Genomic DNA, 12,014 nt, shown 5'->3' on the forward strand with positions numbered 1-12,014 from the left:
CAGCGGGGCCGGGTGCGGGCCCCGGGCTCACACGGGCTGCGCGGCCGGCCACAGCGGGCGGCGGTCGATGCGCGCGAGCACCTCCGGGGATCCGAACCGGCGGTCGATACGCCGGGCCGCCTCGGCCCAGTCGGTCATGGAGCGCACCGAGGACAGCGTCTCGACCACGAAGGGATCGCTCCACCGCTCGACGGCGCGCCCCCAGAGCACGTCCGGAGCCTCGGTCAGCAGGTTTCCCACGCACCCCTCGTAGATCGGCATGGCGCGCACCTCGCCGTCGGGCTCGATCTGCATCAGCGGGAACCCATGGCTCGCGACAAAGCCGGGGTGCATCATCAGGACGAAGTTGTCAGAGGTGGTCACCGCCAGCGACGCCGGCGCCAGCGACCGCAGCCGCTCGGTGTACTCCCTGCCGGTCAGGGTGCCGAGCTCCTCATTGCCGAGCAGTTCGGTCTCGGCGAAGCCCGGCCGGCTGGCCAGCCCGGACGGCACCGCGGCGGCCAGGTTGAGGAAGTGCATCCGCGGGAACCGGGGGGCGATGCCTGTGCAGAACTCCGCCAACTGGTGGAAATTGCTACGCGCAACCGAGCAGTCGATCCCGAAGAGCAGCGGGCTGCCGCCCTCTGCCGCGCGTCGGGCGGCGATGTCGTCCAGCAGGGCCAGGGCGTTCATCGCGCGGTCGAAGGAGCCGGCCCTGCCCCGTATCCGGTCGTGCACCTCCGCGTCGGCCCCGTCGACGCTGACGGTGATCCGCTGGAACACCCGGGCGGCCTCCTCGGCGGTCTCGGGGGTGAGTGTCCATCCGCCGGTGTAGAGGTTGACGGCGATCCCCGCCCGGCCGATGTGCCCGGCGACCTCGTAGATCCCCTTGACCACCAGGGGCTCGCCGCCCGCGAACTCAACCGAGTCCGGGCGCATGGCGATGATCGCGTCGGCGAGCCGCAGCATGTCGCCGTGGCTCAGTTGCCGGGCCGGGCGCCTGCCCGACTCGGAGTAGCAGTGGATGCAGCGCAGGGGGCAGGCATAGGTGACGTCCCAGATGATGTCGGTGGGCTTGTTCACAGGGGTGCTCATGAGAACCTCCTCGTCGAGAGCGGATACCCGGGACGGGCGCCGGGCACTCGGTCGTTCGTCCAGTGCCCGACCAGGTCGGCGTACAGGGGGGAGCGGGTCAGCAGGTCCGCGTGGGTCCCGGTGTGGGCGGCGGTGCCGTCCATCAGCAGGATGCGCCGGGCTCGGACCGCGGAGCTGATGCGGTGGGCGATGACGATGAGGGTGCCGGGCCGGGCGGCGAACGCGCTCTCGGCCTTCGCCTCGGCGGCGGGGTCGAGATGACAGGTCGCCTCGTCCAGGACGACCAGGCGGGCCGGAGAGGCGTAGGTCCGTGCCAGGGCGATCAGTTGCCGTTCTCCGGCCGACAGCGCGGCGGGTTCGTCGATCTCGGCGTCGAGGCCGCCGAGCCGTTCGACGAGCGCCCGCGCGCCCACCCGGTCCGCCGCCTCCTCCAGTCGGGCGTCCGCGGTGCCGGCCGGGCACAGGTAGCCGAGGTTCTCCCGGACCGCGCCGGCGAAGACGTATGCCTCCTGGGGCACGAGCGCCACCATGGAGCGCAGGTCGGGCTCCGCCATCGCCTCCAGCGGAAGCCCGCCGAGCAGGATCTCACCGTGGGTCGGCCGCCGCAGCCTGGTGAACAGCAGGGACAGGGTGGACTTGCCGATGCCGCTGGGGCCGACCACGGCCAGGTGGTCTCCCTCGGGGATCACCAGGTCGAGGTCGCGCACCACGGGCGTGGCCTGGGGGGCGTAGGCGAAGCCCAGCCCTCTGGCCCGCAGTTCGCAACCGGCGGGCGAGCCGGCGCCGGACGGCGGAGCGGGCACGGCGACCGCGTACGCGGCGTCGGCGGGCGCATCGTCGGCGGGCACCACGATGGTCTCGGCGATGCGGCGCAGGGTGACGGCGAGGGCCACACCCCAGCTCGAAAGGATGCCGACCAGCGACTGCAGAGCGGGCTGCAGGCCGGTCACCAGGTAGGTCACCGCGCCGACGACCTCGCCCACGCTCAGATGCCCCTGCCGCGTCAGCGGCTCGGCGGCGACGACCAGACCGAGCAGCGGCAGGTGCGCGCCGATGGCGACGATCAGCCGCCGGGACATGCCGGCCCGGGCCAGGGCGCGCATGGCCGCGGCCTGGGCGTCCACCGCGGCCCGCACGGTGGCGTACGCCTGCTCGCGCGCCCCGCAGGCGGCGATGTCACGTGTGCCCTCCAGGATCGGGGTCGCCTCGGCGGTGAGCGTCTCGTCGGCGAGGATCAGCCTGCGCTGCCGGACCAGCAGCACCCGCATCAGCCAGGCGCACACCGCCACCGCCACCAGCACGGGCCCGGCGACGATGGCCGCGGCCAGCGGCGAGAGCACCAGCAGCCCGGCCAGCGCGGCGATCAGCGAGATGCCCAGCCCGTGCGTGGTGCGCAGCAGTGCGGACACCAGGTTCCGCAGCGTCTCCACCTGCCCGGTGATACGGCTGACGGCGGCGGTGTCCGGCCGGTCGCCGCGGGCGGCGCGGGTCACCGTGGCCGTGACGACGACGCGCACGAGGTCGTCGCGCAGCGGCTCCACCACCGCGGCCAGGTGGGGGAACATCAGTCGGGTGGCCGCGGTCTTGAGCAGCATCGCGGCCGCGAGCAGGCCAAGCCAGGCCAGGCCGGTACCCGGGCGTCCGGCCAGGAAGCCGTCGTCGATGGCACCGGCGACGAGCAACCCGGACAGCAGCCCCGGGACAGCCTCCACCAGGGCCCAGACCATGGCGAAGGCCAGGGGCCGCCTGCGGGGGCGCAGCAACGCGAGCAGCAGCCGGAACCCGCCGGCGGGATGGCCGTCCTCTCCCAGGCCAAGGACGGGCACCGCCGTGAGCGGGGCGGATGCGGGGGTCACAGCCGAGCCGGGCACGATTCCTCACTCCATGAGCTGTCGTCGCCTGCGTCGCCGCCGGGGTCCGGGCCGATGGCGAACAGGGCGCGGTACGCCAGGTCCTGCCACAGTGCCCGATGCGTGCCCCGGCCCCGGATCCGGCCGCCGTCCAGCCACACCACCTGGTCGGCGCGGGCGGCGGTGGCCGCGCGGTGGGCGATGACCAGGCGGGTGGTCCCGCGCATGCCCTCGACCAGCGTGCGGGTCACCTGGGCCTCGGTCGCGGTGTCCAGGCTGGACGTGGCGTCGTCCAGCACGGTCAGGCGGGCCCGCCGCACCATGGCACGGGCCAGGCCCAGCCGCTGGAACTCCCCGCCGGACAGCGGGGCGGTGGCGGCGGGGGTGTCGTAGCCCTCGGGCAGGCGGCGGATGACGTCGTCGACATGTGCGGCCCGCGCGGCCTCGCGGACGCTGTCGCGGTCGAGCGCGGGCCGGCCGTAGGCGATGGCCGAGGCGAGGTCGCCGCCCAGGAGGACGGGGCGTTCGAAGGCGTAGGCGACCGCGCCGCTCAACGCCTCTGGAGCCACGTCGGCGAGGTCACGGCCGTCCAGCAGCACCTGCCCGCGCTCGGGGTCCAGCAGCCGCCCGGCCAGCATGGCCAGGGTGCTCTTGCCAGCCCCGGACGGCCCGACCAGGGCGGTCAGCACTCCCGGGGCGATGTCCAGGTCGATGGCGTCGAGGAGGTGGGAGCCCTCGCGGGTCACGGTGACGCCGCGGAACGACAGCGCGCCGGGGCCGTCCGGCAGCGGGCGGGTGCCGGGCACGAGGGGCGGCAGCACCAGGACCTCCTGGATGCGGCGGGCCGCGGCGCGGGCCTCGGCGACCCCCAGCAGCGCGTCGACCTGTTCGATGAAGCCCACGCCCATCGCCGCGTAGCCGGCCACGGCGAGCAACTGCCCGGGCTGCAACCGGCCGTCGGTGACGCCGAGCCCGGCCACGATGAGCACGAGCACCTCGATGACGGGCAGCAGCAGGGTGATCTGCCAGACGCCCCGCGCCTGGGCCCGCCACATGGCGTGACCGGCGTCCGACAGGTCGGTCAGCGGGCGCAGCACCCGGGTGATCTCGCGATCGGCGGTGCCGGACGCCCGCACCGTGCGGATGCCGGCCAGGGTGTCGGTCAGGCGCGCGGCCAGGCGCCCGTGCGCGCTCTGATACCGCTCGTACACCCCGGACAGCCGGGTGACGAAGAGCCGCACGATCACCAGCGCGACGGGTATCCCGACCAGGAAGGCGATGCCCGAGCGCCAGTCGGTCACCAGCAGCATGACGATGCCGCCGCTCGTGCTGATGATTTCGGCGGCCGTGTACAGCAGGGTGAGCGGGACGCGCCCGGCGCTCGCGGTGTTGCTCACCAGCCGGTTGGCCAGTTCTCCGGCAGGGAGGCGGCGGGCGGCGGCGGCGTCGAGCCGGAGAAGGTGGGAGGTGAAGCGCAGGCGCAGGGACGCCGTCGCGGACGCGGTGGTCACCGCGCCGGCGAGGGCGCCGATGAGATCGGCGCAGGTGGCAACGGCCAGGACGAGCGCGAGGAACCCGGCGGCTCGCGCGCCCTCGCCGGACACCACGCCGTCCACGGCGGTGGCCAGCGCGGCGGGCAGGGCCAGGGCGGCGGCCGTCGACAGGGCGACGGCCGCCGCGGTGACCGCCAGGGGCGCCCAGAGGCCGCGCGCCGTGGCGGCGAGGAGGCGGTCACCGTCCCGCCGCGTCACCTGCCCGGCGTGGGAGTCCGAGGCTTGGTCCGGCATTAGGGGACCACGACACCGGTTATGAAACTCGGCAACGTGCAGGCGCACCCGCAGGGATACAGCCTGGATTCCTGGGTGGCCGGGAGCAGGTCAAGAGTGGTGATGTCGAGTTCCATCGGTTCTCCTTTCTTCTTTTACGCCTCCGGATCGAGGCGGCTTGGGGACCTGCCCGGCCCGCGGAAGGGCACGGACCGAAATGTGCTTCCCGGGGAGCCGGTTCGGCGGCCCGCGCCTCAGCCGGTGCGGTCCTGCCCGCCGCACAGGAAGCCGAGCACGCGCCCCCTGATGGCATGCCCGCCGATGTCGGACAGCGGGTCGTGGCCCGCGCCGGGAACCTCCAGGTAGGTCACCGGCGCGGCGCCGGGCCGGCGGGTTCGCCGCAGCCGCTCGCGCAGGCGGCGGGAGTGACCGACCGGGATGATCGGGTCATGCTCGCCGTGCACGATGAGCAGCGGCAGCCGGATGCGGCCGGCCAGCCGGAGCAGATCGCGCGGCCCGAGGTCGTCATCGTGGATCTCCTCGCACCCGCCCAATCGGTCGATCAGGTTGCGAACGGAGGCCGGCCCGTCCTCGTAGAGCAGTCGGCCGGACAGGAACGGCGCGACGGCCACGGCCCGTTCCCACAGGTCCGGCTCCGCCGCCGCGGCCAGCAGCGCCAGGTATCCGCCGTAGCTCGCGCCGTAGAGCATGGGCCGCGGCCGGTCCGGGCCGCGCCCGGCCGCCAGGTGGCGGCCCAGGTGCAGGATGTCGGCGAGGTCGGGACCGCCCCAGACGCCCTGGATGCCCTCGCGGTGTGCCGCGCCGTAGCCGGTACTGCCCCGCTGGTTGGGCGCCACCACCGCGATCTCCTCGGTGGCGAGGCGCTGGAACAGCGGGTCGAAGCTGAGCTGCCACGCGGCCTCGGGGCCGCCGTGCAGCGCCACCACCAGGCGCTGGGCCTCGGCCGGATCGCCGTACACGACGGCCTCCGTGCTGCCCGCCGGTGCCGGATACTCCCGCGCCCGCGGCGAGGCCCACCCGGACCAGTGCTCGCCGGTCGCGGCGAGGACGCGCGGCCGGGACGGGTCCGGAATCGTGATGACGCCCGTCGGACGGTCGGCGGCGCTGTGCACCAGATGCAGGCCGGCGTCAGACCAGTGGGCCGTCGGATGCAGCGCGCCGGGCGGCAGCTCGATCTCGCCGGGGGCGTCCGCCGTCAGATCATGGATTAGCAGGTGGGAGCGGGCACGGCGGGTGACCGACAGGGCCAGGAGCCGCCCGGTGGGGTCCAGCGCCAGCGGGGCCACACTGCCCTCGACGGTGTTCAGTCGATCGGGGAAGGCCGTCGGCGCCGGGTCGCCGAGGCGGCGCACGCCGAGCCGGTAGCCGCCGGTACTCGACGCGGCGGTCAGCAGCACCCCGCTGGGGGGCGCGGCCAGCAGCAGGTGCTCGCCGGCGGGCAGACCGAGGGACGTGATGGTGCCGCGCGTCAGATCCAGGACCACGGTGTCCGCTCCCGGCTCGGCGGAGGACAGCGCGAGGGTGTGCCCGCGCTCGTCGAGCCAGATCGCTCCGCCGATCGGGTGCGGCACCCGGGTGATCTGTTCCGGCGGCGCGGTCCCGCCGGGCAGGCGCCACACCACGGTGCCCCCGTCCCCGTCCATCTCCAGCACCAGGGTGGGGGTCCGCGCCGTGCCGGGAAGGAGCCGCAGACCGCCTCTTCGGACGGCGATCAGCTCGGTCTCCTCGACCGGCCGCCCGCCCTCGGCACGGGACGCGGCGAAGGTGAGCCGCGAGCCATAGGTTCCAGACCTGCAGAGCAGCAGGTCGCCGTCGTCCGTGGGCAGCGGCACGCTCGCCGCGGTCTCGCCGTCCCGGGTGCGCACCGCCCGAGGCCGGGGCTCGGGGCCGGTGAGGTCCCACAGTTCCGGACACATCGCGGGGGCGCGGTCGTCGGCGGCCAGGCAGGCGGCGTACCTCCCCCCGGGGGAGAAGCGGAAGTTCAGCCGGTGGACGAACGACCGCTGCCGCCCGCCGGTCATCGCGGCGACCGGGCTCGTCGTCTCGGAGATCATCACGCCTCGCCGCCGCGTTTCCACACCTCGGCGCCCGTCTCGGCCATCCACCGGCGCGGACCGCCGTGCCGCAGCCGGTACAGGAAGTCCAGCACCCCGGCCAGCCCGGTGTTCCAGGCGACGGAGATGTCCTCGCCGGAGAGCTCGTCGGGCACCACCATGAGCCCGTCGCGCAGGACAGCGCGTGCCCACAGGGGCGCCGCCAGTTCCTTCGCCTGGTCGTGATAGGCGCGCTCGCCGAGCAGATCGGCCATGTCCAGCAGGAACTGTCCGTCGCCGGCGATTCCGTGACACGCGGCCGTCCCCGAGGCCAGCCGGCTGCCGTGGACGGCCAGCGTGGCCGCGTGGGCGGCGTCCCGGAAGCGCCGGTCCCCGGTCGCCGCGTACAGGCGCACCAGGTAGGTGCCGACGCCGGAGGAGCCGTTGCACCAGTGCGGCAGCTTCGCCCCGCCCTCCGGGCCCTCGGCCCACCAGGCGCTCTCCCCCTGGTGGTCGGCCGCGCCGAGCAGGGTCTCCCCGGCGAGCAGGGCGGCCTCCAGGCAGTCGTCCCGGTCGAGCGCGACTCCGGCGGCCAGCAGGTACGCGCCGACCCCGGCGACGCCGTGCGCGAAGCCGTAGTGCTCCGCACCCGCCAGCGCGGAGGCGAAGTCCGCGGGGATGGGCCACAGCACGCCGTCCGGGGTCCGCCGCGCCGCCTTGAGCAGACCGTCGGCGCAGGCGTCCGCCCGGTCCCGGAAGCGCGTGTCGCCGGTGGCGCGCCACAGGTGCAGCAGGGCCGTCCCCGTCCCGGCCGCGCCGTGGCAGATGTCCGGGTTGGGCCAGGCGACCGGCAGGTCCAGCCCCAGCTCCACGCCGGCGGTGCGCAGGTCCTCCTCGTCGAGCGCGCGGCCGGCGTCGTGCAGGGCCACGGCGATGCCCGCCCGGCCGAAGTACAGACCCGGGGAGGGCCGCTGTTCGCGTGCCAGCCGCCGCACCGTCCAGTCCGCCGCGTCCCGCAGGGCGGCGGCCAGGCGGGCCCGAGTGTCCGCCGGCAGCGCGTCGTCCGCCCGAGCGGGGTCCAGCACTGCGGCCCACAGAGCGATCACCCCGGCGGAACCGTACTGGACGGCGCACGGGTCGGCGGTCGGGCCGAAGCCCCAGTTGGGCCACAGGCGGGCGACCGGCTGCGCGCCGGTGCCGGGTGACATGGTGCGCAACGTGTAGGCGAGCCCGTCGTGGAGCAGACGGTCCTGCTCGGCCGCGCCCAGGCGGAAGCCGGCGGTCCGGGTGGCGGGCCCCAGGGCGGCGACGTCCACGTCCTCCAGGAACTCCCGCACCCGCGGCAGGTCCCAGCGCCGCGCGGGATCCTCGCGCATCAGGCCCAGGATCAGCGGCGCCAGCGCGGTGGCCAGCGGGTCACCCGCGGTCGCCACCCGCACCACCGTCTCCACCCGCTCATCCCAGGACCGTGCGTCGACGGGCCGGTCCTGAAGGTGGGGCGGCTGGCAGGAGGTGGCCGTGAACAACGTCGTCGCCCCGAACGCGTACAGGTCGGCCTCCACGCCGGGCGCGGGAGCATACAGGGCGGAGTTCACCTGCTCGGGCGGCGCGTAACCGGGGGTGAACGCGCGCCCGGCCGGCGTGCCGGGCACGACGGCCATCTCCAGGTCGATCAGGCGGCAGTCGCCGTCCTCCGTCACCATGATGTTGTTGGGCGTCAGGTCACGCAGCACATGGCCCTGCTCGTGCACGACGGCGACCAGTGCGGCCATCCGGCGCAGGACGCCCAGCACCGCGCCGGGCCGGTCGTGCTGAGGGGCCTCCCAGCCGTTCAGCGGGGTGCCCGCGATGTGTTCCTGCGCCAGGAACAGGTTGTTGTTCTGCTCGAAGAGGAGCACCTTGCGCGCCGTGACGCCCAGCGGTCCGAAGATCTCCAGCATGCGCGCCTCGTGGCGCATCCGATCCCGCTCGTCGGTTCCGTCGAGCCCGGCGCCCAGGTGGGGACGCGCCTGCTTGATAACCACCTGACCGTCGTCCACTCGGTCCTCCGCCAGGAACACCCCGCCCTTGGCACCGTGCCGGATGGCCTCGCGTACCACGAACCGATCGGCCAGCAGCACCGCCTGCGGCGCCGTGGTCCGCACCGGAGTTTGGCCCGACTCGAAGGGGCACACCGCCCAGGCCGGCGGGGAGTACCACGCGTTGCGCTCGTCACGCACCTGGGTGCCGTCGGGCGCGGTCAGCCGGGAGGCGTAGGAGCCGTCGTTGTCGAGCACGCTGGACGCCGAGAACACCCCCAGGCGGTAGTACACCAGGCTGCCCGGCCGGTAGATCCGGTCGGAGAGGATCGGCGCGCCCGGCAGGCCGTAGGTGGCCTTGTGCAGTTCCTCCGCGATCTCCACCGCGCTCGCGTCGTCAGGTGGGTAGACCGTGATGAACTTGCCCACCGACCCACGGTCCTGGTCTCGTGCCACGAGCCGACCCAGCTCGTCGAAGTCGGTGGCGTACTTGAAGGGGCAACGGCGGCGCCCCAGCACCCGCACCGCACGCGCCAGCACCACCGAGGCCGACAACGGCGTCGCCGCCACATGCAGCTTCCAACCCTGCACCCGCGTGGTCGCGCCGGTCGGTGTCACATACGTCCAAGGCGAATCGACCTGGAAATCCCAATCCGGGACGCTGTCGAATTCAAGCATCGAGTCTTTATCACCCACTGTGCGATGCAATGTCGCACGGGCAATGTCCTCCAGGATATGACGGTCTGCACCGAAGACGCCGTCCCCCGCCGAACCACGTTCATTCACGACGCCGAATCTCCATTCGTGTTCTCCGCCATGGGCCGATGCCGAGCCATTGGCGCGAAATGACTGCCCGGATCCCGCCCGTGACCGGTTCTGCCGGTAAGCCTCCGGACGCGGAACAGCCTGCCAGCGGCACCTAATGACCGCCTTAAGGTCTCCACGCCCGCAGACCGGCCCGTGCCGGGGTGCGCATTAAGAGTGGCTAAGCGACCCGTAAGAACCCCCGATTACCGTCGGCGTCGTCAGGAATACACGCCGACGGTTCCCCGGCTCCAAGGTGAGAGTTCGTTGAGCGCCACGTTGGACGAGTACAAAGCGGTGCTCGGGGAAAGCCGCCAGAGATTCACCGCCGATCCGGCCATGGCCCCGCTGTTCTCCGCAGGCTGCGAGCTCCGGCCTTTCACCCGGTGGATGCCGCGGTACGACGCACACGGCATCCACCTGACGCATGACGTCGGGCGCTGGATCGCCGGCGCGGGCGAGCGCCGTGGGCGAACGGGGCGACGAGTTGAGCATGGGCAGGCTCGGAAAGGCGCTCACGGTGCGTTCCCGTGCGGAGGTCGGTCACGACCGGCCGACGGCCGACGACGCGAAGGCGATCGCTGACCGCGCCCACGGACTCCGCGGGCCCCGCCGGCGGACATCGAGACCCCAGCATCACCGGCGGGGGTTTTCCCCCGATGAAAGGAAACTCACCATGGAACTCGACGTCCAGGCCCTGGACATGCTTCCCGCCCAGGCGGAGAGCCGGGCACCCGCCACGGAGACGGCGTGCTCCTCCTCGATGAGGATCCGCAGCCCGTCGTGCGGCGTCACGCGGGTGATCTCGGCGGTGTTCACGAACGGACCACCTCGCCCGGGGAGAGCAGCAACTGCCCGGCGACGAGCTTGAGGTACTCAATGAGGACATCGTGCCATTTCATGTAGGCGGCGAAGTCGTGCAGGTGGGTCAGGAAGCGCAGCGCGGCCGTCCTGCCCACGGCGGCGAGGTCCAGATCGGCGGTGTAGCCCTCCAGGACGCGGCCGATGAACATGTCGAAGTCGAAGTCCCGGCGCGCGCCGAACCGGCGGACCGACGCGCGGAGCTCCACCAGCTCGCCGACGATCCACCCCACGTCGGACTCCGGCGGACCGGCGGCCAGGTTCTCACCGGTCAGCAGGCCGCCGTCCATGTCGGGGGTCAGGGGCAGCAGGATGCCCAGGCTGGGGCCGCCGTGCAGCAGGGCGTGCGATGCCTCCGGCGCCGGGACACACCACGCCGCCACCGTGGCCATCCGGTCCCGGCCCAGTATCTCGGCCGCGCGGCGGTGCAGATCGGGTGCGGCGCCGGGCCCCAGCCCGTCCCCCAGCCAGGGAGCAACCGCAGCAGGCCGTCGGGCAACGGTAGATCGGCCCGCGGCAGGGGAACGGCGTGCAACCGGGCGAGGGCCGCGCCGGTCTCCGCGAAGGTGTCCGCCGCGATCCGCGCGATGTCGGCGTCGCTCCCGCCCGACCTCGGACCGAGGAGCATGGCCGCGAGCGAGCGGACCTGGCCGGTCCGGTACGTCACGCCGCCGGCGTCCGCCCGCTCCGGAAGCGTGAACCCGACCCGCCCGCGGCCCACCATCCGGACGGCGTCCAGGACGGCGGGTTCCAGCGTGCGCAGCGCGCCACCCCTGTGCGGCCCGGGACGCCGGGCCCACCGGTAGTCCCCCTCGGCCGACCGGGCTCACCCATCGGCGTCCGCCATGGCGTGGAGCAGGCACTCGGCGTCCGCGAGCGCCGCCCGGAACCCCTCGGTCCCCGCGACGCCGGCGAGGTTGAGGATGATCTCGTCGACACCCGCCTCGCGGTAGCCGCGCAGCCGTTCGACGACCTCCTCCGGCGTGCCGTACACGTAGACACCCGCCTCGACCAGGGCCGCGGCGCCGGCGCGCGGGTCGGCCGGGTCGGCGGGCACCCCGGCCCGGCGGAGCATGTCGGTGTAGTGCGGGGCCCGCAGATGGTCCGCGGCCGCGCTGTGCGCGAGTCTGCGGGGATCACGGCCGGGGCCGGCCAGTGCCACATGCACGACGGTCGCCACGCGGGGCGGCGTGCCGCGGCCGGCGGCTCCGGCGGCCAGGGCGGGAAGCAGCGTGTCCCGGACGTAGTGGGGCGGCGTCATCCAGGTGATGGCCACGTCGGCGACGGCGCCCGCCGCCCGCGCCATGCCCGGCCGGATGACGCCCAGACCCACCTCGACGGGCGGGTGGTGCATCGGGGGCAGCGCGGTGGCGGCGACGCAGGCCTCGCAGGCGTGCTCGACGGTGCCGCCGTCGAGGAAGGCGCGCACCGCTCGGGCGTACCCGGCCGCGGCCGGACTCTTGTCCGCAGCTCTGGTCAAAAGCCGAGACGAACCTCGCGAGAAGCGCTCCGGCTCGCCTTTCTCCTGGTCACGGCGGTGTCCGAGATGCTTACGAAGGCTAAAGGGCTCTCACATCGTGAGACGGG

General features: G+C 73.9%; 9 protein-coding genes. All 9 read right to left on the bottom strand.

The window, feature by feature from the left end:
- Positions 1-27: 27 nt before the first annotated feature.
- On the bottom strand, positions 28-1,074 hold the full coding sequence (locus tag IG98_RS0130990; protein ID WP_037971706.1) for a radical SAM protein: 1,047 nt from the start codon (positions 1,072-1,074) through the stop codon (positions 28-30).
- A complete protein-coding gene (locus IG98_RS0130995; RefSeq protein ID WP_051753203.1) occupies positions 1,071-2,945 on the bottom strand; it encodes an ATP-binding cassette domain-containing protein in 1,875 nt (624 codons plus the stop codon). Before IG98_RS0130995 ends, IG98_RS0130990 begins: the two co-directional genes overlap by 4 nt.
- Positions 2,927-4,711 carry an ABC transporter ATP-binding protein gene (locus IG98_RS0131000; protein WP_051753204.1) on the bottom strand — a complete coding sequence of 595 codons (1,785 nt, stop codon included), beginning with the start codon at positions 4,709-4,711 and terminating at the stop codon, positions 2,927-2,929. Before IG98_RS0131000 ends, IG98_RS0130995 begins: the two co-directional genes overlap by 19 nt.
- Positions 4,711-4,827, bottom strand: coding sequence for an ALQxL family class IV lanthipeptide (locus tag IG98_RS52710; protein WP_211264176.1), 117 nt, complete (start codon positions 4,825-4,827; stop codon positions 4,711-4,713). Before IG98_RS52710 ends, IG98_RS0131000 begins: the two co-directional genes overlap by 1 nt.
- Positions 4,828-4,944: 117 nt before the next feature.
- The gene (locus IG98_RS0131010; RefSeq protein WP_030920209.1) at positions 4,945-6,765 is read right to left on the bottom strand and encodes an alpha/beta hydrolase family protein; all 1,821 of its coding nucleotides are present in this window, start codon (positions 6,763-6,765) and stop codon (positions 4,945-4,947) included.
- A complete protein-coding gene (gene lanL / locus IG98_RS0131015) occupies positions 6,765-9,440 on the bottom strand; it encodes a class IV lanthionine synthetase LanL (protein ID WP_084195775.1) in 2,676 nt (891 codons plus the stop codon). Before lanL ends, IG98_RS0131010 begins: the two co-directional genes overlap by 1 nt.
- A 762-nt stretch (positions 9,441-10,202) precedes the next feature.
- On the bottom strand, positions 10,203-10,385 hold the full coding sequence (locus IG98_RS0131020; RefSeq protein ID WP_030920214.1) for a hypothetical protein: 183 nt from the start codon (positions 10,383-10,385) through the stop codon (positions 10,203-10,205).
- Positions 10,382-10,819: a hypothetical protein gene (locus IG98_RS0131025; protein WP_030920216.1), complete on the bottom strand. Its 438-nt coding sequence runs from the start codon at positions 10,817-10,819 to the stop codon at positions 10,382-10,384. The genes IG98_RS0131020 and IG98_RS0131025 overlap by 4 nt, the downstream gene beginning before the upstream one ends.
- Before the next feature lie 434 nt (positions 10,820-11,253).
- Positions 11,254-11,907, bottom strand: coding sequence for an LLM class flavin-dependent oxidoreductase (locus IG98_RS0131030; RefSeq protein ID WP_084195776.1), 654 nt, complete (start codon positions 11,905-11,907; stop codon positions 11,254-11,256).
- Between the last annotated feature and the right edge of the window lie 107 nt (positions 11,908-12,014).

Origin of the sequence: Streptosporangium amethystogenes (assembly GCF_000721075.1) — a bacterium.
Taxonomy (GTDB): domain Bacteria; phylum Actinomycetota; class Actinomycetes; order Streptosporangiales; family Streptosporangiaceae; genus Streptosporangium; species Streptosporangium amethystogenes.

What these genes read in the sequence shown, in the direction of transcription:
- IG98_RS0130990 (WP_037971706.1), bottom strand. Translation starts at nt 1,074, where the DNA reads ATGAGCACCCCTGTGAACAAGCCCACCGACATCATCTGGGACGTCACC.
- IG98_RS0131000 (WP_051753204.1), bottom strand. Translation starts at nt 4,711, where the DNA reads ATGCCGGACCAAGCCTCGGACTCCCACGCCGGGCAGGTGACGCGGCGG.
- IG98_RS52710 (WP_211264176.1), bottom strand. Translation starts at nt 4,827, where the DNA reads ATGGAACTCGACATCACCACTCTTGACCTGCTCCCGGCCACCCAGGAA.
- IG98_RS0131010 (WP_030920209.1), bottom strand. Translation starts at nt 6,765, where the DNA reads ATGATCTCCGAGACGACGAGCCCGGTCGCCGCGATGACCGGCGGGCGG.
- lanL (WP_084195775.1), bottom strand. Translation starts at nt 9,440, where the DNA reads ATGCTTGAATTCGACAGCGTCCCGGATTGGGATTTCCAGGTCGATTCG.
- IG98_RS0131025 (WP_030920216.1), bottom strand. Translation starts at nt 10,819, where the DNA reads ATGGCCACGGTGGCGGCGTGGTGTGTCCCGGCGCCGGAGGCATCGCAC.